Origin of the sequence: Micromonospora sp. LOL_014 (genome assembly GCF_048060245.1) — a bacterium.
Taxonomy (GTDB): domain Bacteria; phylum Actinomycetota; class Actinomycetes; order Mycobacteriales; family Micromonosporaceae; genus Micromonospora_E.
The window spans coordinates 43,450-66,712 of sequence record NZ_JBHMIP010000030.1 but is presented as its reverse complement, the minus strand read 5'-3'; the positions used below and the strand labels follow the sequence as shown (position 1 = coordinate 66,712).

At 72.6% G+C, this 23,263-nt stretch carries 23 protein-coding genes and 1 pseudogene; 12 read left to right on the top strand and 12 right to left on the bottom strand.

The window, feature by feature from the left end; genetic code table 11:
- Window positions 1–149: 149 nt before the first annotated feature.
- Both ACFHW1_RS23730 and ACFHW1_RS23725 read right to left on the bottom strand, forming a co-directional pair.
- Window positions 150–1,118, bottom strand: a pseudogene (locus ACFHW1_RS23730) (GTP-binding protein).
- Window positions 1,119–1,471: 353 nt separating this feature from the next.
- Window positions 1,472–1,738, bottom strand: coding sequence for a DUF6343 family protein (locus tag ACFHW1_RS23725; RefSeq protein WP_416556695.1), 267 nt, complete (start codon window positions 1,736–1,738; stop codon window positions 1,472–1,474).
- A 123-nt stretch (window positions 1,739–1,861) separates the two neighbouring features.
- Between ACFHW1_RS23725 and ACFHW1_RS23720 the strand changes: the two genes are divergently transcribed.
- The 6 genes from ACFHW1_RS23720 (at window position 1,862) to ACFHW1_RS23695 (ending at window position 8,201) form a co-directional block, all read left to right on the top strand.
- Window positions 1,862–2,890 carry a 3-oxoacyl-ACP synthase III family protein gene (locus ACFHW1_RS23720; RefSeq protein ID WP_416556696.1) on the top strand — a complete coding sequence of 343 codons (1,029 nt, stop codon included), beginning with the start codon at window positions 1,862–1,864 and terminating at the stop codon, window positions 2,888–2,890.
- Window positions 2,887–3,675 (top strand): glycosyltransferase, encoded by a 789-nt coding sequence (locus tag ACFHW1_RS23715; protein WP_416556697.1) that lies wholly within the window; start codon window positions 2,887–2,889, stop codon window positions 3,673–3,675. The genes ACFHW1_RS23720 and ACFHW1_RS23715 overlap by 4 nt, the downstream gene beginning before the upstream one ends.
- Window positions 3,676–3,756: 81 nt before the next feature.
- Window positions 3,757–5,211, top strand: coding sequence for a class I adenylate-forming enzyme family protein (locus ACFHW1_RS23710; protein ID WP_416556698.1), 1,455 nt, complete (start codon window positions 3,757–3,759; stop codon window positions 5,209–5,211).
- Window positions 5,204–6,340 (top strand): cytochrome P450, encoded by a 1,137-nt coding sequence (locus ACFHW1_RS23705; protein ID WP_416616110.1) that lies wholly within the window; start codon window positions 5,204–5,206, stop codon window positions 6,338–6,340. Before ACFHW1_RS23710 ends, ACFHW1_RS23705 begins: the two co-directional genes overlap by 8 nt.
- On the top strand, window positions 6,337–7,305 hold the full coding sequence (locus tag ACFHW1_RS23700; RefSeq protein ID WP_416556700.1) for an NAD-dependent epimerase/dehydratase family protein: 969 nt from the start codon (window positions 6,337–6,339) through the stop codon (window positions 7,303–7,305). The genes ACFHW1_RS23705 and ACFHW1_RS23700 overlap by 4 nt, the downstream gene beginning before the upstream one ends.
- Before the next feature lie 38 nt (window positions 7,306–7,343).
- Window positions 7,344–8,201: a GDSL-type esterase/lipase family protein gene (locus ACFHW1_RS23695; RefSeq protein WP_416556701.1), complete on the top strand. Its 858-nt coding sequence runs from the start codon at window positions 7,344–7,346 to the stop codon at window positions 8,199–8,201.
- A gap of 88 nt (window positions 8,202–8,289) precedes the next feature.
- Here ACFHW1_RS23695 and ACFHW1_RS23690 read toward each other — a convergent pair whose 3' ends face one another.
- Window positions 8,290–9,252: a hypothetical protein gene (locus tag ACFHW1_RS23690; RefSeq protein ID WP_416568901.1), complete on the bottom strand. Its 963-nt coding sequence runs from the start codon at window positions 9,250–9,252 to the stop codon at window positions 8,290–8,292.
- A 385-nt stretch (window positions 9,253–9,637) separates the two neighbouring features.
- Between ACFHW1_RS23690 and ACFHW1_RS23685 the strand changes: the two genes are divergently transcribed.
- Window positions 9,638–10,555: a proteasome assembly chaperone family protein gene (locus tag ACFHW1_RS23685; protein WP_416556703.1), complete on the top strand. Its 918-nt coding sequence runs from the start codon at window positions 9,638–9,640 to the stop codon at window positions 10,553–10,555.
- 77 nt (window positions 10,556–10,632) lie between these two features.
- A complete protein-coding gene (locus tag ACFHW1_RS23680) occupies window positions 10,633–11,400 on the top strand; it encodes an exodeoxyribonuclease III (RefSeq protein ID WP_416556704.1) in 768 nt (255 codons plus the stop codon).
- A gap of 85 nt (window positions 11,401–11,485) precedes the next feature.
- Here ACFHW1_RS23680 and gndA read toward each other — a convergent pair whose 3' ends face one another.
- From gndA to ACFHW1_RS23665, 3 genes are all read right to left on the bottom strand, one after another.
- Window positions 11,486–12,919: an NADP-dependent phosphogluconate dehydrogenase gene (gene gndA / locus ACFHW1_RS23675; RefSeq protein WP_416556705.1), complete on the bottom strand. Its 1,434-nt coding sequence runs from the start codon at window positions 12,917–12,919 to the stop codon at window positions 11,486–11,488.
- 207 nt (window positions 12,920–13,126) lie between these two features.
- Window positions 13,127–13,744, bottom strand: coding sequence for a class F sortase (locus ACFHW1_RS23670; protein WP_416591415.1), 618 nt, complete (start codon window positions 13,742–13,744; stop codon window positions 13,127–13,129).
- 30 nt (window positions 13,745–13,774) lie between these two features.
- A complete protein-coding gene (locus tag ACFHW1_RS23665; RefSeq protein ID WP_416556707.1) occupies window positions 13,775–14,272 on the bottom strand; it encodes a hypothetical protein in 498 nt (165 codons plus the stop codon).
- A gap of 99 nt (window positions 14,273–14,371) precedes the next feature.
- On the opposite strand from ACFHW1_RS23665, the gene trmB reads away from it, so the two are divergent.
- Entirely contained in the window at window positions 14,372–15,055 is a 684-nt protein-coding gene (gene trmB / locus ACFHW1_RS23660; RefSeq protein WP_416616108.1) for a tRNA (guanosine(46)-N7)-methyltransferase TrmB, read from the top strand.
- Between the two features lie 402 nt (window positions 15,056–15,457).
- A complete protein-coding gene (locus ACFHW1_RS23655; RefSeq protein WP_416616106.1) occupies window positions 15,458–17,977 on the top strand; it encodes a DEAD/DEAH box helicase in 2,520 nt (839 codons plus the stop codon).
- Between the two features lie 113 nt (window positions 17,978–18,090).
- Here ACFHW1_RS23655 and ACFHW1_RS23650 read toward each other — a convergent pair whose 3' ends face one another.
- Complete coding sequence (locus ACFHW1_RS23650; RefSeq protein ID WP_416616104.1) at window positions 18,091–18,609, bottom strand: hypothetical protein; 519 nt, start codon at window positions 18,607–18,609, stop codon at window positions 18,091–18,093.
- Between the two features lie 40 nt (window positions 18,610–18,649).
- Window positions 18,650–19,495 carry an alpha/beta fold hydrolase gene (locus ACFHW1_RS23645; protein WP_416616102.1) on the bottom strand — a complete coding sequence of 282 codons (846 nt, stop codon included), beginning with the start codon at window positions 19,493–19,495 and terminating at the stop codon, window positions 18,650–18,652.
- Between the two features lie 212 nt (window positions 19,496–19,707).
- On the opposite strand from ACFHW1_RS23645, the gene ACFHW1_RS23640 reads away from it, so the two are divergent.
- Both ACFHW1_RS23640 and ACFHW1_RS23635 read left to right on the top strand, forming a co-directional pair.
- Window positions 19,708–20,388, top strand: coding sequence for a hypothetical protein (locus ACFHW1_RS23640; RefSeq protein ID WP_416616120.1), 681 nt, complete (start codon window positions 19,708–19,710; stop codon window positions 20,386–20,388).
- A gap of 82 nt (window positions 20,389–20,470) precedes the next feature.
- Window positions 20,471–21,316, top strand: a complete 846-nt coding sequence (locus tag ACFHW1_RS23635) for an RluA family pseudouridine synthase (RefSeq protein WP_416556712.1) — start codon at window positions 20,471–20,473, stop codon at window positions 21,314–21,316.
- 91 nt (window positions 21,317–21,407) lie between these two features.
- On the opposite strand, the gene ACFHW1_RS23630 is transcribed toward ACFHW1_RS23635, so the two are convergent.
- From ACFHW1_RS23630 to ACFHW1_RS23615, 4 genes are all read right to left on the bottom strand, one after another.
- Complete coding sequence (locus ACFHW1_RS23630; RefSeq protein WP_416568909.1) at window positions 21,408–21,731, bottom strand: SDR family oxidoreductase; 324 nt, start codon at window positions 21,729–21,731, stop codon at window positions 21,408–21,410.
- On the bottom strand, window positions 21,728–22,006 hold the full coding sequence (locus ACFHW1_RS23625) for an SDR family NAD(P)-dependent oxidoreductase (RefSeq protein WP_416556713.1): 279 nt from the start codon (window positions 22,004–22,006) through the stop codon (window positions 21,728–21,730). Before ACFHW1_RS23625 ends, ACFHW1_RS23630 begins: the two co-directional genes overlap by 4 nt.
- 265 nt (window positions 22,007–22,271) lie before the next feature.
- Entirely contained in the window at window positions 22,272–22,463 is a 192-nt protein-coding gene (locus tag ACFHW1_RS23620) for a DUF397 domain-containing protein (RefSeq protein ID WP_416556714.1), read from the bottom strand.
- The gene (locus tag ACFHW1_RS23615; RefSeq protein WP_416616100.1) at window positions 22,423–23,241 is read right to left on the bottom strand and encodes a helix-turn-helix domain-containing protein; all 819 of its coding nucleotides are present in this window, start codon (window positions 23,239–23,241) and stop codon (window positions 22,423–22,425) included. The genes ACFHW1_RS23620 and ACFHW1_RS23615 overlap by 41 nt, the downstream gene beginning before the upstream one ends.
- Window positions 23,242–23,263 lie beyond the last annotated feature (22 nt).

Genomic DNA, 23,263 nt, shown 5'->3' with positions numbered 1-23,263 from the left:
ACGGTGATGATGGCTACCAGCATCGACCGGCGACGGACCGGACCGCTGCCCCTTCTGCTGACAGGAGATCTGCTGTGAGCAGAAGGCGATCCCGGTCGCCGTCCACTGGGTACGGCTTTCCGGCCGGGCCGGAGGGCCGTACCCGGGTCTCAGTCGAGGGGCTCGGCCACCGTGCCGGCGGCCACCGTACGGCCGCCCTCCCGGACGGCGAAGCCGAGCCCGACGTCCATCGCGACCGGCCTCCCCCACTCCACCGTCACCTCGACGTGTCACCCGGCATGGCCATCGTCCGGTCGCCCAGGCTCACCGACCCGACCACGTCCGTAGTACGGAAGTAGAACTGCGGCCGGTAGTTCGCGGAGAACGACGTACGCCGGCCCCCCTCAGCGGTGGTCAGGACGTACAGCCGGGCCCGGAACCGTTGGTGCCGGGTGATGCTGCCGGGCACCGCCACCACCTGGCCCCGCTGCACCTGGTCGCGCTTGACCCCACGCAGCAGTAAGGCGGCGTTGTCGCCGGCCTCGGCGACGTCCAGCGATTTGCCGAACGTCTCCAGCCCGGTCGCCACGGTCGACAGGGTCGGACCGAGCCCGACCACCTCCACCGGGTCGCCGAGCCGCAGGGTGCCCCGGTCGACCGCGTCGAGCAGCTCCACGATGGAGTCTACCCAGCGCGGGTCCCCCTCCAGCGCCCGCAACGCCGACACCCGCACCACCGGCACCTGCTCACCGGGGGACCCGTACTCGGCGACAAGGTCGCGGACCTCGAGCTCGACCAGGTCGAGCAGTTCCGGGAGACGACCAGGATCGCCCCGTCCACCTGCGCCGCCCCCGTGATCATGTTCTTCACGAAGTCGGCGTGGCCGGACATGTCCACGTGGGCGTAGTGCCGGGTCGCGGTCTCGCACTCGACGTGCGAGATGTTGATGGTGATGCCCGCGAGACCTCCTCCGGCGCCCGGTCGATGCCGTCGAAGGACACGAACCGGTTGGCCGTCGGGTCCCGGTCGGCGAGAACCTTGGTGATCGCGGCGGTCAGGGTGGTCTTGCCGTGGTCGACGTGGCCCATGGTGCCGATGTTGAGGTGCGGCTTCGCCCGCACGAACTGACTCTTGGCCATGATGATCTTCCAGGGTGGGGGAACGAGCTGGCGGACGGCGAACGCGGGCGGGTGCCAGACCGCCCGACCGCGTCAGAACCACGCCGCCCGGCGCACCCGTCGACGGGCGGCGCCGGAAGGACCGGTTCACCCACCTCCGTGGTTCTGCCGCAGCGGGAGGAGGGTCAGCCTCGGGTACCAGCCAGCCACGCGCACACGACGGCGGCGCCCGGCAGGTGAAGACCTGCGAGTCGCACAGCGCCGACGGTGCCGAACATGGCGGTCACGCCAGCCGGCAACGTCGGGCGGGGCCACCGAGTTCCGCTCACTCGAACGGCGGGACCCCGGGTCACGCGAGGGGCGCGAGCACCGCGTCACTCGAACAGCGAGTGCCGTACGCCCGGTTGCTCCCGCCGGCGGGCCCGGCGGCGACGCTGGACGACGACCAGGTCGACCACGGCGATCACGGCCAACACCCACAGAACGACCGCGCCGGCGGTCAGGTCGGCCCGCCAGGCGAGCACCCCGAGCACGGTGCAGAAGACCAGTCCGAAGCCGGCCATCGCCAGCCGCAGATTCAGTGCGCTGTAGGCGTGACCGACGGTACCCCGGGCCCCCTTGGGCTGCGACTTCGTGGCCATCCCCGGGCTGTACCCGGCAGACACCGGGCCGTAACCTCGCCACCGACGCGGGCCCGCACCACCAGGTCGGGCTGAGCATCCCTACTCATCCGGACCGGCCCGGTCCGGCAGGAAGCTGAGCGAATGAACGTTCCGTCGCCACCGGAGTGGCCCGTCCCCCGGGTCGGCATCACCGGGGTCGGCGTCAGCCTGCCCGACCGTACCCTCACCACCGCCGACCTACAGGACCGTGTCGCCGCCGCCAGCGACGTCGCGCTGCCGCCCGGCCTGTTCGCCACGATGACCGGGATCGGACAGCGTCGAGTCGCTGCGGACGACGAGTACGCCTCGACGTTCGCGGTGCGGGCCGCCCGGCGGGCGCTCGACGCCGCCGGGCGCACCCCCGACGACGTCGACCTGCTGCTGTTCGCCTCGGCCAGCCGGGACATGGTCGAGCCGGCGACCGCGCACATCGTCCAGGCCGAGCTGGGCGGCTCGGCGCACGCGGTCGACGTCAGCAACGCCTGCAACAGCTTCATCAACGGCATCGACCTGGCCCGTTCGATGATCGTCGCCGGACGGGCGCGGCGGGCGCTGGTCGTCACCGGCGAGACACCGACCCGGGTGATGCGTCCCCGGCTGGACAGCATGGCGCAAGCCCGGTCGTCGTTCGCCGGCTACACGTTCGGCGACGGCGGGGCGGCGGTGCTGGTCGAGTCGGTCCGGCGCGGCGGGATCGTCGACATCGACACCGAGACCCACTCCGGGCACTGGTCGGTCGGTGGCATCCTCGGTGGCGGGTCCCGCCACCCGCGTGGTGACGAGCACACCTACTTCCACGGCGACGGGCACGCGCTGCGGTCGGTCTTCGAACGGATCGGCACCGACATCCTGGACCGGGTGCGGCGGCGCACCGGCTGGGACTGGGTCGACTACGAACGCGTCCTGGTGCACCAGGTCAGCGTGCCGTACCTGGAACGCTTCATCGAGGTCACCGGGGTGCCGAAGGAGAAGCTGGAGGTCACCGTCGACGAGCTGGGCAACCTGGCCAGCGCCACGCTCGGCGTGCAGCTGGCCCGGGTCGACGCCGGGCTGGACAGCGGCGACCGGGTGCTCGCGATCGGCCTCGGTGGCGGGGTCAGCGTGATGACCATGGTCTGGGAGAAGCCGTGACCCGGGCGGTCGAGCAGCCGTCCGCCGCCCGGGCGGCAGCCGGTGCCGGGCCGCTGTGGGTGGTGGTGCCGGCGTACCAGGAACAGGCCCGAATCGGTGCCACGCTGGCCGCGTTGGCTGACCAGACCGACCGGGACTTCACCCTGGTCGTGGTCGACAACGGCTCCACCGACGGCACCGCCGCCGTAGTCGAACGGTTCGCCGCGGCCGCGCCGTTTCCGGTCCTACTGCTGCGGGAGCCGGGCAAGGGCGTCGGCGCCGCGGTCGACACCGGTTTCCGATACGCCATCGCGCACGGTGCCCGATGGCTGGCCCGTACCGACGCGGACTGTCTACCGCAGCCCGGCTGGGTGGCGGCGGCACGTGCCGGCCTGGCCGGCGGGGCCGGGCTGGTCTGCGGAGCGATCCGGGCCCGGCGCGACGAACACGGCCCACTCGGCCGGGCCGGGTTCCGGGCGCTGGTGCTGCTCGCCGCGACGTTCGGGCGGCTGCGCCCGGCGCACCGGCGCACCGGCGGCTACCTGGCGCCGTACCGGATGCACGCCGGCAACAACATGGCGGTCACCGCCGAGCTGTACCAGGCCTGCGGCGGCATGCCGCGCCGGCCGTCGCCGACCGACCGGGCCTTCCTAAACCGGGTACGCCGCACCACGTCGGCGATCGTCCACCGCCGGGACATGGTGGTGGAGAACTCGACCCGGCGGCTGCGGGCGTACGGCCTGCGCCGCACCGCCGCCTGGTACCTGGACCGGGGTGCCGGCCCGTTGGCTGAGGACCCGCGGTGACGCCGCCGACCGGGAAGGACCGCCACCGTTGCCGGACCCGCCACCGGATGAAGGGCCACGACTGATGAAGGGCCGCCGCTGATGCTGGACCGCCTCGCCACGGTGCTGCGCGCCGACCCGCACCGACCGGCGGTGTTGACCGCCACGGCGCTGACCGGCCGGTCCCGGATCCGCGCCACCACCGGCGACCTGACCGATCTCACCGACCGGTACACCGCCGCGCTCGCCCGGCACGGGCTCACCGCCGGGGACACCCTCGGTCTGGCGGTACGACCGGGGCTGCGGTCGCTGGCGGTGCTGCTGGCCGCGTACCACCTGGGCGTGCGGGTGGCGGTGCTGGACCCGACGGCCGGCCCGGATGTGCTCACCGCCCGGCTCACCGTGGCCGAGCCGGCGTTGGTGCTGGCCGACGCGGCAGCGCAGGCGGTGGCCGGTTGGGCCGGCCCGCTCGCCCGCCGCGCGCACCTGGCGTTGCCGGACCTGACGCGGATCGCCCCGGTCCGTACGGTCGGCCGCCGGTTGCCGGGCTGCGCGCCGACGCTGCCGGCGGGCGTCGGCCCGCTGCCGACGCCGTTCGACGGCGACGGTGACGCGGTGATCGTCTTCACCTCGGGGACGACCAGCCGGCCCCGGGCGGTGGTGCACACCCGGGCAGGGCTGGCCGCCGGTATGCGGGCGGTGACCGGACTGGTCGACCCGCAGCCCGACGCGCCGGTGCTGGGCGGCACGTTCTTTGTGCTGCTGCCGGCGTTGGCGGCCGGCGCGCCGGTGGCGTTGCCGGCCCGGTCGCCGGCGCTGCTGGCCCGGCAGCTGACCCGGCTGCGGCCGCAGGCGACGTACCTGACACCGCCGCAGCTGCGCGCGGTGCTCGACCACTCGCCCCGGCTGACCGGGCAGGTGTTCAGCGGCTCGGCCCCGGTCAGCGCCGCCCTGCTGGGCCGGGTCCGCCGGGCGGGCGCGGACCGGGCGTACGGGGTGTACGCGTTGACCGAACTGTTCCCGGCCGCCGCCGTGGAGGAGGCCGACAAGCGCGGGTACGCCGCCGACGGGGACCTGGTGGGCCGGCCGCTTCCGGGGGTGGCCGCCCGGGTCGACGACACCGGGCAGGTGTGGCTGTCCGGTGCGGGGCAGGCGGACCGGTACCTCGGCGAACCGCCGATGGCCGAGGTGGCCACCGGCGACGTCGGCCGGCTCGACGACGACCGGCTGGTGCTCGCCGGCCGGTGCAAGGACATGGTGCTGCGGGCGGCGGAGAACATCTACCCGGGGCTGTACGAGCCGGCTCTGCACGTACCCGGGGTGGCGCTGGCGGTGCTGGTCGGCGTGCCCGCCGACGACGGTGACGAGCAGCTGGTAGCAGTGGTGCAGCCGGAGCCGGGTGCCGACCGGGCCCGGCTGCGGGCCGCGTTGCGGCCGGTGCTGGACCGGATGGGGTCGGCCCGGCCGGACCGGGTGGTGTTCGCCCGGGTCCCGCTGGCCGGGCGGTCCCGAAAGCCGGACCGGCGGGCGGCGACAAGGGTGGCCCGCGATGGGTGAACCGCGCCCGGCTCGGCGGGGCCGCCGCCGGGACCGGCGGGTCTACCTGGGCAGCCATCCGGTGCTGTTCGCTCTGTTGGCGGCGACCCGACGCGCGCCGGTGCGCCGGATCGGCCGCATCGTGCTGGTGCACGACGCGGCGCCGTTCGCCGACGCGCTGCGTCGGGTCCCGGTGGACCGCTCGGCCGAGCGGACCACCGCCGGGGCGGCGCGCCGGGCCACCGGCGGCGACGGGTTCCTGTTCGACCAGGACGGCGCCGGGCACCGAAAGACCCGCCGGGGTGCCGCGTCGGTGTTCGGCGCCGACGGGGTCGCCCGGCTGCGGCCGGTCTGGTTGGAGGTACTGCGGCGGCGGCTGGCACCGCTGGGTGACGGGGCCGAGGTGGATGTCGTCGACCTGGTGGTCGAGCTGTCCGGGGCGAGCACCGCCGCGATGCTGGACGTGTCGGTGCCGGCGCACGCGTTGACCGATGCGGCCCGGTCCGCTGCGGCGCTCGCCGCCCGGGGGCATCTGCCCGGGCTGCGCTGGCCGGGCCGGGCCCGCCGGGATCGCGCCGCCACCGCGTCGGCCGCCGCCGAGCTGACCCGGCTGCTCGGCGGGCCGGCGGACGAGGCGGCCCGGGGCGGCATGCTGGCCGTCGCCTCGATCAACACGACGGTGGCGGCGATCCCCCGGGCGGTCGCCTGGTGCGCTGACGACCGGCTGTGGCCGGCGGCGGACCGTGCCGATTCGCGGGCGGCGCTGGTGGCGGAGCTGCTGCGGGTGACCGCGCCGAGCCCGGTGCTGCCCCGGGTGGTGGCCGGTGCCGCCGAACTGGCTGACACCCGGCCGCTGCGGGCCGACACCCGGCCGCTGCGGGCCGGCGACCGGCTGCTGCTGGTCGCCCGGCACGCGGCCCGGGCCGGTGCGCCGCACCCGGATCCGGCCGCGCCGGTGCCGGCGGCGGTCGGGCATCTGGTGTTCGGCACCGGCCCGCACCACTGCCCCGGTGCCCGGCTGGCCCACGCCCAGCTCGACGACGTGCTCGCCGCGCTGGCACCGTACCGGCCGGTGGTGACCGGGGCGCGGGTGGACCGGCGGTCGGCGCTGCCGGGCTGGGCCCGGCTGACGATCCGGGCGACCCGGTGAACACCCGGTTGACCGGGCTGCGGGTCGCGGTGACCGGGGCCAGCGGCTTCTGCGGGTCGGCGGTGGCGCGGGCCGCCGCCACGGCCGGCGCGGCGGTGGTGGCGGTGGGCCGCCGACCCGGCCCGGTGGGCCGGCACGTGCCGTGGGACGCCGCCCGGGAGGTGCCGGAACTGCGGGGCATCGACGCCGTCGTACATCTGGCGGCGGCGGTCGGGGATCCACCGGCCGACGCGGCGGCGCAGGCCGCGTACCACGCGGTGAACGTGGCGGGCACGGCCCGCCTGCTGCGGGCGGCGGCCGACCGGCCGGTGGTCTGGGTGAGCAGCGCCAGCGTCTACCGGCCGGGTCGGCACGGCGTCGCGATCCGGGAGGATCACCCGACCGACGGCCAACGCACCGGGTACGGGCGGACCAAGGCCGCCGGTGAGCGGCTGGCGCTGGCGGCCGGCGCGGTGGTGTTACGGCCCCGGGCGGTCTACGGGGCCGGCGACCCGCACCTGCTGCCCCGGCTGCTGGCCGCGGTCCGGCGGGGTCGGGTGCCGCTGCCCGGTCCGGACGTGGCGATGAGCCTGACGGCGGTGGAGAACCTGGCCGACGCCTGCCTGGCGGCGCTGTGCTGGCCACCTGGACCGTACAACGTGGCGGATGCGACGCCGTACTCACGCGACGCCGTGGTCACCGGGGTGCTGGCGGCGGCCGGGCGGCCGGCGCGGCCGCTGCGGGTGCCGGTACCAGTGGCGCTGGGCGCGGCGGCGCTGGCCGGCGGCGCGGCCCGGCTGGGCGTGCCGGGTACCGGCCGGCTGACGAGGTACGCGGTGGAGCAGTTGGCGTACGGCACGGTGCTGGAGCTGGGTCGGGCGTACGGCCAGGGGTGGGTGCCCCGGCGGTCCCTGCCCGATTTTCTGGCGGAGCTGTCAACCGACCGGGGCCGGTGGGTGTCGCCAGATCCACGCCGACGCATATAGTTACCCTTCCGTCGCTTTGCGTCTCGCTGGAGGTCCGGATGCACCGACGTTGGGTGGCCGGCGCCGCCGCTGTCTGCGCCCTCGTGGCGCTGGCCTGCGAAGCCGGCGAGGACGGCGACGGGCCGGGCACGCCGGCACCGCCGCCACCTGGCACCGACCTGCCGTCGTCGATGGCGGCGCTCGGCGACTCGATCACCGCCGGGTACGGCTCCTGCATCGTACTGACCAGTTGCCGGCGCAACTCGTGGTCCACCGGCGACGGTTTCCGGGTGGAGAGCCTGTACCAGCGGATCGCCGAGATCAATCCCGCTATGGAGGGGCAGGAGCACGACTTCTCGGTGCCGGGGGCCCGGGCGGCGGCGCTGGCCGACCAGGCCGCGTCGGCGGTGGACGTCTCGGCCCAGTACGTGACGGTGCTGATCGGCGCGAACGACGCGTGCCGGGCGACGCCGCAGGACATGACCTCGGCGGCGGCGTTCCGTGACGACGTCGACCGAGCCCTACGGGTGCTGGGCGACGGGCTGCCGCGGGCGAAGGTCCTGGTGTTGAGCATCCCCGACCTGTACCGGCTGTGGGAGATCGGGCACGGCGAGGAGCGGGTGGTGCGGGCCTGGGACCGTGGCGTGTGTCCGTCGCTGCTGGCCGACGCCACAGCGACCGACGAGGCCGCGACACAGCGCCGGGCGGCGGTACGCGACCGGGTCGCGGCGTACAACCGCGAGCTGGCCGGGGCCTGCCGGGCGTACGGCGACCGGTGCCGGTTCGACGACGGAGCGGTACACGACACCCAGTTCACCGTGGACCAACTGAACCGGCTGGACTACTTCCACCCGGACACCGACGGACAGAACCTGCTGGCCGAGGTGGCGTACGCCGCCAGCGGCCTGGCCGGGTGACCAAGGGCCGCTGGCGGCGTACGCGGTCGAAGGGCTTGACCGGTGTTCCGGTCGGTCCGTGGGACGGGCGGAACGGGACAGGCGGTGCTCAGCGGGCCGCGAGCACCGCGGTGACCACGGCGTCGGCAGCGGCCTCGTGCTGGGCGTAGTGCCCCGGGTACGCCGAGACCTGCACCGCCTGGGCGGCGACGGTCAACGGCAGCTGTTCCCAGCCGGCCACCCGTTGCAGGGCGAGATAGAACTGGGTCGCCGAATAGGTCGGGTTCATCAGGTCGGCCACCGCACCCCAGCCGGTGCTGGTGCGCTGCTGGAACAGCCCGACCGAGTCATGGTCCCAGCCGGTGCCCTGGTGCGGGTAGTTCTTGGACTCCGGCAGCACCTCGCTGGCCCGGTTGAGCAGGGTCGACTCCTGCATCGCGGTGGCCACCGCGATCACCATGGCCCGGCGCGGCAACTGCAACGCCAGGCCGGCGTCGACGATGGCCGTGGCGTTGTCCATCTGCACCTGGGACAGCCCGGCGACCGGGGCGACGGTGGTCGAGGTCGGCTCCGGGGCGGGCTCGGCGGTCTCGGTGGGCTCCACCGCGGCGACGTCCGGGTCGGCCGGTGGTTCGGTGGTCTCAGCGGCCTGGACTGCCGCGGCAGCCGCCGGTTCCCCGTCGCCGGGCTCGGGTCGCTGGGCCCGGGAGGCACCGTCGGCCGCGGCGGCCCGGCGCTGCAGGTCGGCCTCGGCGGCGGCCGGAGCCGGCCCGGTCGCCTCCGGCGCCGCAGCGGTCGATTCGACCGCCGCGACCACGCCGAGGGCGCAGACGACGGCGGCGGCCAGCGCCGTCCGGGCACCGGGACGGTTACGCAGGGTGGCTCCGAACGATTGGGAGGTTGGCCGGACGGAGTGTGGATACGACAGGGCGGGCAGCCGGTTGCGAAGGCGCTCCCACCGGGCGATGGCCCGGGTCGCACCGGTCGGCATGGTGTCCGAGGGGACATCAGCCGAACGGTCATCGCGACTCAGGGTGGCGTCCTCGCTCCTTGTGGTGTCGTCATCAGGCATTCGACGAGGCTAGGCAGGCCGAAACCCGATCACCTAGGGTGATTTTGTGATGGGCGCCACATTCACTTGTCGGGTAATCGGACGACCCCTCAGCAGCATCGGCACGACTGAACACACAGGGCAAACCACCGGTAAACGAAATTTCGCTCTTCACTGTTTACTACAGCATTTATCGCCTGTTAACCGACTACCTCCCGCCACCACCCCACCACTCCCCCGTCCGGCCGGCGGGCATCACCCGTCCCGCCGGATGCGGCATCCCCCGGACAGGCAGGAGCCGATCAGTAATTGTTGACCCGGAAAGCGGAATGCGCCGGCATGGGACTAGCGTTGCCGCAATTGGAGATGCCGTACCCGCCGTACCGTTCTGAGGAGGTTGCGCCCGGTGCTCGACCCACACGAGCTCTACGACGTCGTCGACGAGGTGCCCGAGCTCGGTCAGCCGGTGCTGATCCAGGCGATGACGGGTTTCGTCGACGCCGGCAACGCGACCCGACTCGCCCGTGAGCACCTGCTCGCCTCCCTCGAGCACGAGGTCGTGGCCACCTTCGACATCGACCAGCTGCTCGACTACCGGTCCCGCCGGCCGGTGATGCTCTTCGTCGAGGACCACTGGGAGAACTACGAGGAGCCCCGGCTCGAAGTCCACCTGATGCGTGACGACGCCGGCACGCCGTTCCTGCTGCTCGGTGGCCCCGAGCCTGACCTGCAGTGGGAACGGTTCACCGCTGCGGCGATCGCGGTGAACCGCCAGTTCAACGTCGGCACCACGATCGGGCTGAACGCCATCCCGATGGCGGTGCCGCACACCCGGCCGACCGGGGTCACCGCGCACGCCAGCCGCCGCGAGCTGATCAGCGGCTACGAACCCTGGCTGCAGCGGGTCCAGGTGCCGGGCAGCGCCGGGCACCTGCTGGAGTACCGCCTCGGTCAGCAGGGCCACGACGCGGTGGGCTTCGCCGTGCACGTCCCGCACTACGTGGCCCAGGCCGAGTACCCGGCCGCCGCCGAGCTACTGCTCAACTCCGTCTCGCGGACCACTGGTCTGCTGCTGCCCACCGAGCAGCTGCACAGCGCCGCCGAGGCGGTCCGGGAGGACATCGACCGGCAGGTCGCCCAGACCGAAGAGGCCGGCTCCCTGGTCAGTGCGCTGGAGGAGCAGTACGACAGCTTTACCCGGGGTCGGTCCGGCACCAACCTGCTCGCCGAGTCCAGCGGGCCGCTGCCGACCGCCGACGAGCTGGGCGCGGAGCTGGAGCGCTTCCTCGCCGAGCAGACCCGGCCCGGTGACCTGCCCGGCTGACCGGCTCAGAGGCGGCCCTCCCCCGGGTGACCTGCCCGGTCCGGCGAAACCGGCCGGTGTTGTGGCACGCTGGCCGGGTGCGGATCGCCACCTGGAACGTCAACTCGGTCAAGGCCCGGCTTAACCGGCTACTCGGCTGGCTGGCCGACACCGCCCCGGACGTCGTGTGTCTTCAGGAGACCAAGTGCTCGGCGGCCGCGTTTCCGGCCGCCGAGGTCGGTGACCTCGACTACGAGGTCGCGGCGCACGGTGACGGTCGCTGGAACGGCGTCGCGGTGCTGTCCCGGGTCGGGCTCGACGACGTACGGACCGGGTTCGACGCCGAGCCCGGCTTTCCGCTGCCGGAGGCCAGATCCGTCGCGGCGACCTGCGCCGGGGTCCGGGTCTGGTCGGTGTACGTGCCGAACGGGCGCAGCCCCGACTCGGCGCACTACACGTACAAGCTGGACTGGCTGGCCGGGCTGCGCCGCGCGCTCGCTGCGGAGGCCGCCACCGATCTGCTGGTCTGCGGCGACTTCAACGTCGCGCCCACCGACGTGGACGTGTGGGACCCGACGGTGTTCGCCGGATCCACCCACGTCACCCCGGCCGAACGGGCCGCGCTGGCCGACCTGCTCGCCCTCGGCCTGGTCGACGTGGTGCCACAACCGATGAAGGGCCCGCACCCGTACACCTACTGGGACTACCGGGCCGGGATGTTTCCGAAGAACATGGGCATGCGGATCGACCTTGTCTACGCCAGCGGCACCGTCAACCGGCGGGTCCGGGCGGCCTACGTGGACCGCGACGCCCGCAAGGGCCCGACCCCGTCCGACCACGCCCCGGTCGTCGTCGACCTGGCCTGAGCCACCGCTGCCGATCGCCGTGGCTGACGGGGTACGCCAGCCACGGCGACCGTACGGCCGGACCGGGTCAGTCGGCCGGGTCGGGTCAGCGAGACTCGACCTGGCTGCGGTCGTCGGCCCACAGCACGTGGAAGCTGCCCTCGGCGTCGACCCGGCGGTAGGTGTGCGCGCCGAAGAAGTCCCGCTGCCCCTGGATCAGGGCGGCCGGCAGCCGGGGCGCGCGCAGCCCGTCGTAGTAGGCCAGCGCGGAGGCGAACCCGGGAGCCGGCACCCCGATCTGCGCGGCGGTCGCCACCACCCGGCGCCAGCCCTGCTGGGCACCGGCCAGCGCCTCGGCGAAGTACCCGTCGGTCAGCAGCGTCGGTAGCTGCGGCGCTGTGGCGTAGGCCGCCCGGATCTTGTCCAGGAACGCGGCCCGGATGATGCAGCCGCCGCGCCAGATCCGGGCCACCGCGCCGAGGTCGATGTCCCAGTCGTACTCGGCGCTGCCCGCCTGGATCTGGTGGAAGCCCTGCGCGTACGCGACAATCTTCGACGCGTACAGCGCCTGCTCGACGTCGGCGATCAGCTCGTCGGCCGAACCGGCCCAGCTCTCCACCGGGCCCGGCAGGTCGGCGGCGGCGGCCCGGATGTCGGCGTGGCCGGACAGCGACCGGGCGAAGACCGCCTCGGAGATGCCGCTCACCGGCACCCCGAGGTCGAGGGCACCCTGCACGGTCCACCGGCCGGTGCCCTTCTGGCCGGCCTGGTCCAGCACGACGTCGACGAACGGCTTGCCGGTGACGGCATCGTTGTGGCCGAGCACCTCGGCGGTGATCTCGATCAGGTACGAGGAGAGCCGACCGGAGTTCCAGCTGCGGAACACGTCGGCGATCTGCACCGGGGTGAGCCCACCGGCGCGGCGCAGCAGGTCGTACGCCTCACCGATGAGCTGCATGTCGGCGTACTCGATGCCGTTGTGGACCATCTTGACGAAGTGGCCGGCGCCGTCCGGGCCGATCCGCACGCAGCACGGCGTGCCGTCGACCTTGGCCGAGATGTCCTCCAGCAGCGGACCGAGCGCGGCGTACGACTCGACCGAACCGCCGGGCATGATGCTCGGCCCGTGCAGGGCGCCCTCCTCGCCACCGGAGACGCCGGTGCCGACGAAGTGCAGGCCGCGTTCGCGCAGCTCCGCCTCCCGCCGGCGGGTGTCCAGGAAGTGGGCGTTGCCGCCATCGATGATCATGTCGTCCGGCTCCAGCAGGGGCGCGAACTCGTTGATCACCGCGTCGGTGGCGGCCCCCGCGTTGACCATGATCACCACACGGCGGGGCCGTTCCAACGAGGCCACGAAATCGGCGGGGCTCTCCGCCGGCAGGAAGGTGCCCTCGTGGCCGAACTCGGCCATCATCTCCTTGGTCCGGCCGACCGACCGGTTGTGGACCGCCACCACATGGCCGTGCCGCGCGAGGTTACGGGCCAGGTTACGGCCCATCACCCCCAGACCGGTGACCCCGATCTGCGCCGTCTGGCTCATGAATCCTCCTCGGTGCTGCTGGATGTGCTGGCTATCTTTCCGCCTTCCGGATGGCGGGACACTCCGGGGCGGCCGGCGGTGGTGGAGGCCCGTCCGCACGCCCGCCCCGGAGTGGGACCGCAGCGGGCACGACCAGAGGTACGGCGTCCGTCCGGCAACGGTTCACCGGCCGACCCGCAGGCAGCTGTCACAGGCCCGGCTGACGCCTCAACTGTCCCTGGTCTGCACCAGGGAGGCGAACACCACGATGTTGTCCGCGTACCCGATGCCGTCACCCAACCACTCGCCACCGCAGGTGATCAGCCGCAGGCCGGGCCGAGCGTAGTCGCCGTACACCTGCTCGATCGGCAACTCGTCCTTGCCGAAGTAATCGACCGAGTTGACCTCGAAGACGGCCACCACCCGGTCCCGCCGGGTCACCTCGACGGTCGCCCCCGGCTCGATGTCGGCCAGATCATGGAAGACCGACGGCCCGTCCCGGGTGTCGGCATGCCCGACGATGATCGCCGGCCCGAACTGACCGGGCGTCGGCCCCCCGTCGTACCAGCCGGCCTGGTTGTGCCGGTGCAGCGCCGGTACGGCGATCGACCCGTCGTCGGCGAGCCCGACCGAGTGCACCGGGGCGCGGATGTCGAGCGACGGGACGGCGATGCGGATCGGCCGGCTCGGCTCCAGCACCGGGAACTCCCGGGGCGGCGGATTGTTGCCGCCGGCCAGGATGTCCCGCCAGTTGCCGTCGCCGCCGGAACCGATCGCGAAGAGCCCGACCAGCACCAGCACGATCGCGGCCGGCCCGGTCCAGCCCCGGCCACCGCCCTTCGCCACGGCCCGTCCCCTCCCCTGCCGCGCGCCCGGTCAGGCCGACCGGCGCCGACGCAGGGTCAGTACGCCGAGCACCGCACCGGCGGCCAGCGCGACCACACCTACCCCGGTCAGCAGGCCGCCGGCACCGTCGTCACCGGCGGTGCCACCGAAGCCGGTGGCCGGGCCACGACTGGGCCGGGTCGGATCCAGCACGTACAGCGTGGTGGCCGCCGACCGGTCGTCCGGGCAGGTCAACCGCACCCGGTAGCTGCCCGCCTCGGTCTCGGCCGGCACGGTCACCGCCGCGGTGAGCTCCTCGAACTGCGGACGCACCTCGACGCTGCCGAACGCGTCGGACTCGACGGTGGCCGGCGCGGTGTTGTCGGTACAGCTGGCCCGGATGCCCACCAGGTAACCGGACTCCACCGTGCTCGGATTGAGATCGACGAACACGTCGGCGGCCCGGGCCGGGGCCGCGCCGAGCAGCCCGCCGATGACCGCGAGAGTCACGCCCAGCCCCACGGTGGCCAGTGAACGGCGTACGGACATCGGTCACCATCCTCTCCGCGACGCTGCCGGGATCCTCTCACCACGCAGCCCTGGATGACACCCCGGACACGCTCGGTGTCGGAGATAGGCTGTCGCCACGTGAGCATCCGCACCTACCACCCGCGCCGGGGACGGCTCAGCAGCCGACACCACGACGCGCTCGACCGGCTGTCCGACGCGTACCGGACCGTGGTCGCCGAGCTGCCGGCGCCGCTGGACCCGGCGGCGTTGTTCGGCCGGACGGCACCGGTGGTGCTCGACATCGGTTTCGGCATGGGCGACGCCACCGCGACGATGGCGGCGGCCGACCGCGACCGCGACTACCTGGCCGTCGAGGTGCACACCCCGGGCATCGCGAACCTGCTGGCGCTGATCGAACAGCACGCGCTGACCAACGTCCGGGTTGCCACCGGCGACGCCCTCGACCTGGCCCGCCGCTGCCTGCCCGAACGCAGCCTGGACGCGGTGCACGCGTTCTTCCCCGACCCGTGGCCGAAGGCCCGCCACCACAAGCGGCGACTGGTCCGACCCGAGCATGTGGCGCTGCTGCGCTCCCGGCTGCGGCCCGGTGGGCGGCTGCACTGCGCCACCGACTGGGCGCCGTACGCCGAGGCGATGCTGGCCACCCTGACCGCCGACCCGCAGCTGCGCAACCTGCACGACGGGTACGCGCCCCGGCCGGCGTACCGGCCGGAGACAAAGTTTGAACGGCGCGGGGTCCGCGCCGGCCGACCTGCGCTGGACCTGGTCTTCGAACGCGTCATGGGTACGCCCGACGACTGACGGGCGTACCCATGTTGGCGGCGGACGGCGGCGGCAGGCAGGATGGACAGACTTGACATCTCCCCCTGCTGAGGCAGGGAGATTCAACCCTCACGGATCGAGTTTTCTGCTTCGCCGACCACAGCCGACCCGAATCAACGGCGAGGGACGGGGTACCGCCCATCGGTCTTACACAGTCTCCACAGACGTTACTTCCCACCAGCCCGGCGGTAGGCCCGACCGGCTTGGTTGTCACCGGAAAGGCAACACCACGTTAGCACACTTGTTCGCATGCCGGATGTCCCGGTGTGCGGGTAGTGGACGTCGATCCGCCCCGGCGGCGAATCGACTTTCCCTGCCATGCTCCACAGGAGTCCGTTTCCTCCCCGGCCGCAACGCCGGAGTATCCACGGAAGGCATCTGATGACGCAGACCGCCCCGACTCTGACCGACCTGCTGCCGCGCGGCGCGGACCCGGACGCCGTCTACGAGGCGTTCGCCGGCTGGGCGGCCGGCCGTGGCCTGGAGCTGTACCCGCACCAGGACGAGGCGCTGATCGAGATCGTCTCCGGGGCGAACGTCATCCTGAACACCCCGACCGGCTCGGGCAAGAGCCTGGTCGCCACCGGCGCGCACTTCGCGGCCCTGGCCGACGACCGGGTCTCCTTCTACACCGCGCCGATCAAGGCGCTGGTGTCGGAGAAGTTCTTCGCGCTCTGCGAGATCTTCGGCGCGTCCGAGGTGGGGATGCTCACCGGTGACGCCAGCGTCAACGCCGACGCGCCGATCATCTGCTGCACCGCCGAGATCCTGGCCAACCTGGCGTTGCGCGACGGTTCCGCCGCCGACGTCGGCCAGGTGGTGATGGACGAGTTTCACTTCTACGCCGAGCCGGACCGGGGCTGGGCGTGGCAGGTGCCGCTGATCGAGCTGCCGCAGGCCCAGTTCGTGCTGATGTCGGCGACGCTCGGTGACGTGACCCGGTTCGTCGACGACCTGACCCGGCGGACCGGGCGGGCCACCGCCGTGGTCTCCTCGGCGCAGCGGCCGGTGCCGCTGATGTTCACCTACGCGACGACACCGCTGCACGAGACCCTGGAAGAGCTGCTCAGTACCCACCAGGCCCCGGTGTACGTGGTCCACTTCACCCAGGCGGCGGCGCTGGAGCGGGCCCAGGCGCTGATGAGCATCAACGTGTGCACCCGGGCGGAGAAGGACGCGATCGCCGCGGCGATCGGCAACTTCCGGTTCTCCTCCGGCTTCGGACGCACCCTGTCCCGGCTGGTCCGCCACGGCATCGGGGTGCACCACGCCGGCATGCTGCCCAAGTACCGCCGACTGGTGGAGACCCTCGCCCAGGCCGGGCTACTCAAGGTCATCTGCGGCACCGACACCCTCGGCGTCGGGATCAACGTGCCGATCCGCACGGTGCTGTTCACCGGCCTGTCCAAGTACGACGGGGTACGCACCCGACTGCTCAAGGCCCGCGAATTCCACCAGATCGCCGGGCGGGCCGGGCGGGCCGGGTTTGACACCCTCGGCACCGTGGTGGTGCAGGCCCCGGAGCACGTCATCGAGAACGAAAAGGCGCTCGCCAAGGCCGGTGACGACCCGAAGAAGCGGCGCAAGGTGGTCCGTAAGAAGCCGCCGGAGGGGTCGATCGGCTGGGGGAAACCGACCTTTGAGCGGCTGGTCGAGGCCGAGCCGGAGCCGTTGACCTCCAGCTTCCGGGTCAGCCACGCGATGCTGCTCAACGTGATCAGCCGGCCCGGCGACGCGTTCACCGCGATGCGGCATCTGCTCACCGACAACCACGAGGACCGGGCGGCGCAGCGCCGGCACATCCGCCGGGCGATCGCCATCTACCGGGCGCTGCGCGCCGGCGGGGTGGTCGAGCAGCTACCCGAGCCGGACGCCGAGGGCCGGCGGGTCCGACTCACCGTGGACCTGCAACTCGACTTCGCGCTCAACCAGCCGCTGTCGCCGTTCGCGCTGGCCGCGATCGAACTGCTCGACGTGGAGTCGCCGACGTACCCACTCGACGTGCTGTCGATCATCGAGGCGACGTTGGACGACCCCCGGCAGATCCTCTCCGCGCAGCAGCACAAGGCCCGCGGCGAGGCGGTCGCGCAGATGAAGGCCGACGGCATCGAGTACGAGGCCCGCCTGGAACTGCTCGACGAGGTCACCCACCCGAAGCCGCTGGCCGAGCTGCTGGAGATGGCGTACGAGACGTACCGGCAGGGGCATCCGTGGGTGGCCGACTACGAGCTGGCGCCCAAGTCGGTGGTCCGCGACCTGTACGAGCGGGCGATGACCTTCGTCGAGTACGTCAACTTCTACGGGCTGTCCCGGTCGGAAGGTCTGGTGCTGCGGTACCTGGCCGACGCGTACCGGGCCCTGCGCCAGACGGTGCCCGACGACGCCAAGACCGAGGAGCTGGTCGACCTCATCGAGTGGCTGGGTGAGCTGGTCCGCCAGGTCGACTCCAGTCTGATCGACGAGTGGGAGCGGCTGCGCAACCCGACCGACGACCCCGAGGCCGCAGTGGTTGCCGACGACCGGCCGCCGGCGGTCACCGGCAACCCCCGGGCCTTCCGGGTGCTAGTCCGCAACGCGCTGTTCCGCCGGGTGGAGCTGGCCGCGTTGCGCCGCTACGACGAGCTCGGCGAGCTGGACGCCGACTCCGGCTGGGACGCCGACGCCTGGGCCGACGCGCTGGAGCCCTACTTCGACGAGTACGACGAGATCGGCACCGGACCGGACGCCCGTGGACCGGCGCTGCTGCTGATCACGCAGGAGCGGGAGCGTTGGCTGGTCCGGCAGATCTTCGCCGACCCGGCCGAGGACCACGACTGGGGAATCAGCGCGGAGGTCGACCTCGCCGCCTCGGACGAGGCGGGCAGCGCGGTGCTGCACGTCACCGCCGTCGGTCAGCTCTGACGGTCAGCGTCGCTATCCCGGCCCGCGACCAGAGCTGAGTGATCACTTGCGCGAAATTCGGCCGACACGCCGGTAGCTGCCCTGCAGCACGTCAAGTGATCATGGCGGTGACCTCACCGGGCCCGCCCGGCGATCGGGACGGACGCCTCGGCGGCAAGAACGGCGTCGGCCGGGCCCAGTGAGGTCACCAGCAACCCCCTATCGTCCGGCGTTGCCACTGAATCCGCGACGATGAACACCCCGTTGTGGACCCCGACGCGGACGGCCGCACCTCCCGACGACCGCACCAGGACCGCACGCGCGTCCGGCAGGGGAACCGTCCCCACGTACGCCTCGAACACCTCGGCGACGGTGAACTGATCACCCCCGCTCCCGGCGCCGATAAATGCCTCGTGCTCGCCGTCGACCAGGCGCTGCACGTACCAGCTGCCCGGTTGCACCCAGAGCCGCATCGTGCGGTCGTCACCGAGGTCGACGGTGTCGACGACGACGTGACCGGCGGGTGGCCGCCACGACTCAGCCGGCCCCGGCTCGTCGCGCGGCACCAGGCTGACGACCACAGCCAGCGCCAGCGCGACACCGGCGAGACCGGCGACGGTACGGATGTTGCCCCGGGTCGCCGAGCTGTCCATCTGTCGATACTGTCATCCGGCACTGGCTGGTGAAGACCCGTCAGGGCCGGCCCTCGGCACCGGCCGTCTCGGCCAGGAACGGGAGCATCAGCGCGACCACCTCGTCGGGGAACTGGGTGTGCGGGTAGTGGCCGGCTCCGTCGATCATCGCCACCGTACCCAGGCCGGCAGGCAGCGCCGCGACGATCGCCTCGCCCTCGGCACGCGGGTCGGCCCAGTCCGGGTCAATCGTCCCTTCGATGATCAGTACCCGGCAGCGGACGTTGCCGAGCTGCGCACCGGCGTCGGCCGGGCTGGACTGGCCCATCTTCTGCAGCACCTTCATCCGGCCGGGCTCGCGCAGGCGTGCCTCGGTCCTAGCCAGCTGCTCGGCCCAGTCGGCCGGCCGCTGCCCGGGGAAGGCGACGTCGAGGTAGCGCAGCCACTGCCTGACGCTTCCGAACACGCCGGCGCCCAGCAGCCGGCTCATGCCCTGTCGGTACCGCTTAACGCGCAGGTCACCGAGGCTGATCGACTGTTTGCGGGTGAACGGCGCGAGCTCGACCACGGCGGTGACCAGCTCGGGTGCGGTGGCGGCGGCGATGGTGGCCGCCCCGCCGGAGATCGAGTGCCCGACCAGCACGGCCGGACCGCCCAGGTGCCGGATCAGCGCGACCAGGTCACCGGCGATGTCGGTACGGGAGTACGACGGCCAGCCGACGCTGGACTCGCCGGTGCCTCGCAGGTCGGTGGCGGCGACCCGGTAGCCGGCCGCGACCAGCTGCGCGACGACGAACCGGTACGCCGTGCGGCTCTCACCCATGCCGGGCGCGAGGACCACGAGTGGGCCGTCGCCGGCGACCTCGTAGGCGATGCGCCCGCCGTCGAGGGACAGGTACGCGGTCATCGCAACCTCCAGGCTGACAGCTAAATTTGATAGCCCTAAAGCTAACGGCATTAGCCAGCCATGTCAACCAGCACCACCCCACACGGTGCCGCACCGAGGCCAACCGACAACCCACAAACGCGGCGCAGCGTGATCAAACACTGGGCGCAGCGTCACCTCTCGATTAGAATGGGTGTACTAATCCGGCTCCTGACCTGGGAAGGAACGCCGTGATCGCACCCCCTCCTGCCACCGCTTCGACCCCCACCGCAGCACCGACCAACCCCGCCCCGGTCCCGTACGCGACCCTGCTCGGTTTCACCCGCTATGTCGGGCAGTCCGGGCCGGCGAAGGCCTCCTTCGTCGGCGGGCTGCGCCGGCAGCGGGCCAGCCGCTCCGGGTTCAACCCGCACGGGCAGCTGGTCAAGGCGCTCAAGGCCGACATCCGGTTCCGCACCGGCGGCAGCCACCTCGCCGCCGTGGTCGGGCAGGTCGCCCAGCGCTGGCAGCCGCTGTACGCGACCCTCGTCCCGGGTGCCCAGCGCTACCTGGAGTCGCTGGGAGACCTGAGCCAGGTGGAGCTGGCGCAGACCCACGACGCACTCGGCATGGTCGGCAACCTTCCCGTCAAGGTCAACCCCCACTTCGGCCTGCGGTACGCCGACGGGCACGCCGAAGCGGTCCGGATCCACTTCGACGACCAGCCACCCAGCCCCGACGCGTACACCGCGGCCCTGCACCTGATGGCCCGGCACATGGACCAGGTGCTGCCGCACGCCGAGCCGGTCCTGGTCGACCTACGGCGCGGCACCACCTTCCGGCGTCCGGACGTCACCTCCCGCCCCGACCAGGTGGAGCGCTGGCTGGCCGGTGAGGCCGCCGCCTTCACCGCCATCTGGTCCACCGCCGGCTGAGCCGTCCGGCGCATCGCCTCTCGATGCGAGCGCAGGGTGCGCCGGGGGTACGCCGCCACGTGCGGCGTATCCTCGGCCACCGGTGAACCTGTGGACCGAACTTCGAGCCGGTGCCGTCCTGTTCGAGGACGACACCGCCCTGGTGTTGAACAAGCCTTCCGGTGTGTCGGTGATGGGCGAACGGCACGGCACCGACCTGGCCCGCCTCGCCGAGGAGGCCGGTGAGCCGGTCTTCCCGGTGCACCGCATCGACAAGAACACCTCCGGGGCGATCCTGTTCGCCAAACAGCTGCGCCACCACGGCGACCTGACCCGGCAGTTCAACCGCCGTACCGTGGAGAAGGTCTATCTGGCCGTGGTGTCGGCCGCCGCCACCGATGCCGATGCCGCTCGCGCGCCGCTGCCCGACGTCGGCGTCGTCGACCTGCCGCTGAGCGTGGGCCGCAAGAACCGGGTCCGGGTCGCCGGTAACCGCGCCGACATCGGCTTCGACGCCGCCGCCGCGCGCTGGTCGCTCGCCGCCGGGGCCGAGTTCGACCACGTCAAGACCTATCCGTCGCAGAGCCGGATCACCGCCGTCACCGCCGGGTCCGACGGGGGCACCACCGGATCCGGTACGGCGGCAGCCGACGCCACGCACCGGCTGCTCGCCGTCGCGCCGCTGACCGGCCGCCGGCATCAGATCCGGGTGCACCTGGCCTGGATCGGCCACCCGATCGTCGGTGACCCGCTGTTCGACCGGGCCGCCGCTGCCAACGGCATGCGGACCCATCTGCACGCCTGGCGACTCGGCTTCGACACCACAGCCGGCAAGCGGGTCGACGTGACAGCGCCGCCGGACCCCGACTTCTGGCAGCCGGTGTCCGGCGGCGCACCCGCCCGGACCGAGCTGGACCGGGCGTACCAGCGGTTGCGCGGGTCCGGCTGACCTGGCGGACATCCGCGCCCCACTGGCCCGGCAGCGCGTCCGGCGGCTGCGGCGAAACCGTCCGGTGGGGCGCTGCCTCTCCGGTGGCGGGTCAGCTGGTCCAGCCGCCGTCCGAGGTGATGACGGCGCCGTTGACGTTGACCGCCTCGTCGCTGCCGAGCCAGGCGACCAGGGTCGCGACCTCGTCCGGTGCGGCGGTCCGGGTCACGTGACCGGCGAAGGACTTCGACAGTCGCTCGTACGCCCATTCGACCTTCGGTTGGGCGCTGCGGCCGATGTTCGTCTCCACCCCGCCGGGGCAGACAGCGTTGGTCCGGATGCCGTCCGCGCCGTACAGGAACGCCGTCGAACGGGTCAGTCCGATCAGGCCGTGCTTCGACGCCACGTACGCGGACCCGGCGACCGAACCGGTCAGCCCACCGATCGAGGCGATGTTGACGATCGCCCCCCGGGCAGCCGGGTGACCAGTTCGTCGATGTCGGCCTGCACGGTCACATCGGCGGTGACCAGGTCGGCGGCGTGTCCGGCGGCGGCAAGCAGCTTGCCGGTGCCGTCCAGCCCATCGGTGTCGACGTCGCAGCCGACCACCGTCGCTCCCTCTGCGGCCAGCCGCAGCGCCACCGCCCGGCCGATGCCGGAGCCGGCGCCGGTGACTAGCGCGACCTTACCCGCGTACCGCTGCTCGGACATGGGTTCCACCTCCTGTGGCGGCGCGGTCCGGACCGGTCGCCCGGACCCGCCCACGTCCACCCTTTCCCGGTGGGATCCCGGCCAGCCAGGCCCAAGGTCACGACCTTTCGGGCCGACCGGATCAGCCCCGGCCTTCGGAACGTTGATCCACGTAGTCGAGGGAACCGTCATTGTCGTCAAACCGGCCCGGAGACAACCATGTGGGTGCCCTCGACCGTGGCCACTCGACGCAGGCTCGCGCTGCCACGACCACCGCCAAGATCAGTTAAATGGCATGCTTGGTCGAGGCGACAAAGCGGGACCAGGCCGACGGGGCGAAGGTCAACGTCCCGCCGGCGCGGTCCTTGCTGTCCCGGACCAGCACCCGGCCGGGCAGGTTGTCGGCGACCTCGACACAGGCACCGCCGTTGCTGCTGCTACGGGTGGACGTGCGCCACACCGGCTCGCTCATGCTCATCGATCACTCTCAGGATCAGGTCACGGGACTGGTTACAGGGCAGTGCCCGCGCGCAGATCATCTCCCAGGCGAGCACCAGATGCCGGAGCTTGTCGGCGGTCTCGCAGACCCGCCCGGCCATCTGGTCGTCAATGTACGCCGCCGTTCCGCCGTCCGGCAGGGTCGCCAACACGAACGCCCCGGCCAGTCCCGGATGCAGCCCGGCGGAGAACGGCAGGACGCGCACGTGCACGGTCTGCCGGTGGCCGATGTCGACCAGATGCTCCAGCTGGTCCTTCATCAGCGCCGACGGACCGACCCGCAGCGCCGCCTCGCCGATGATCGCGGTCAGCGGCACCGGGTGCGGATGTGCCCGCTCCAGCGCCGCCGTCTGCCGTTCCAGCCGCTCCCGGGTCATCTCCTCGATCTGCACCTCGGTGTGCGTGCCGGCGGAGATGACCTCCCGGGCGTACGCCTCGGTCTGCAGCAGCCCCGGGATGAGCGAGTGCTCGAACCAACGCAGCTGCACCGCCCGGGACTCGTTCAGCTTCCACGGACGCATCCACGGAGCGACCGCCTCGCCGCGCGCCTGCTCGGCCAGCCGGCGCAGCTCGTCGCCGGTGCCGAGCACCCGGTCCAGGTTGACCGCCAGGTCGTCGGGCGGCAGTGAGCGCCCCGTCTCGTAGTGGCCGATCTGCGAACCGGTCACGTGCACCTGTGAGCCGAGCGCGTCCTGCGACAACCCTTTCTCGGTCCGCCGCAACCGCAGGATATGCCGAAACTCATTCACATTCGCCATCTGTTCCCCCACGACGATGAAG

What these genes read in the sequence shown, in the direction of transcription:
- ACFHW1_RS23725 (WP_416556695.1), bottom strand. Translation starts at nt 1,738, where the DNA reads ATGGCCACGAAGTCGCAGCCCAAGGGGGCCCGGGGTACCGTCGGTCAC.
- ACFHW1_RS23720 (WP_416556696.1), top strand. Translation starts at nt 1,862, where the DNA reads ATGAACGTTCCGTCGCCACCGGAGTGGCCCGTCCCCCGGGTCGGCATC.
- ACFHW1_RS23710 (WP_416556698.1), top strand. Translation starts at nt 3,757, where the DNA reads ATGCTGGACCGCCTCGCCACGGTGCTGCGCGCCGACCCGCACCGACCG.
- ACFHW1_RS23705 (WP_416616110.1), top strand. Translation starts at nt 5,204, where the DNA reads ATGGGTGAACCGCGCCCGGCTCGGCGGGGCCGCCGCCGGGACCGGCGG.
- ACFHW1_RS23695 (WP_416556701.1), top strand. Translation starts at nt 7,344, where the DNA reads ATGCACCGACGTTGGGTGGCCGGCGCCGCCGCTGTCTGCGCCCTCGTG.
- ACFHW1_RS23690 (WP_416568901.1), bottom strand. Translation starts at nt 9,252, where the DNA reads ATGCCTGATGACGACACCACAAGGAGCGAGGACGCCACCCTGAGTCGC.
- gndA (WP_416556705.1), bottom strand. Translation starts at nt 12,919, where the DNA reads ATGAGCCAGACGGCGCAGATCGGGGTCACCGGTCTGGGGGTGATGGGC.
- ACFHW1_RS23665 (WP_416556707.1), bottom strand. Translation starts at nt 14,272, where the DNA reads ATGTCCGTACGCCGTTCACTGGCCACCGTGGGGCTGGGCGTGACTCTC.
- ACFHW1_RS23655 (WP_416616106.1), top strand. Translation starts at nt 15,458, where the DNA reads ATGACGCAGACCGCCCCGACTCTGACCGACCTGCTGCCGCGCGGCGCG.
- ACFHW1_RS23650 (WP_416616104.1), bottom strand. Translation starts at nt 18,609, where the DNA reads ATGGACAGCTCGGCGACCCGGGGCAACATCCGTACCGTCGCCGGTCTC.
- ACFHW1_RS23645 (WP_416616102.1), bottom strand. Translation starts at nt 19,495, where the DNA reads ATGACCGCGTACCTGTCCCTCGACGGCGGGCGCATCGCCTACGAGGTC.
- ACFHW1_RS23625 (WP_416556713.1), bottom strand. Translation starts at nt 22,006, where the DNA reads ATGTCCGAGCAGCGGTACGCGGGTAAGGTCGCGCTAGTCACCGGCGCC.
- ACFHW1_RS23620 (WP_416556714.1), bottom strand. Translation starts at nt 22,463, where the DNA reads ATGAGCATGAGCGAGCCGGTGTGGCGCACGTCCACCCGTAGCAGCAGC.
- ACFHW1_RS23615 (WP_416616100.1), bottom strand. Translation starts at nt 23,241, where the DNA reads ATGGCGAATGTGAATGAGTTTCGGCATATCCTGCGGTTGCGGCGGACC.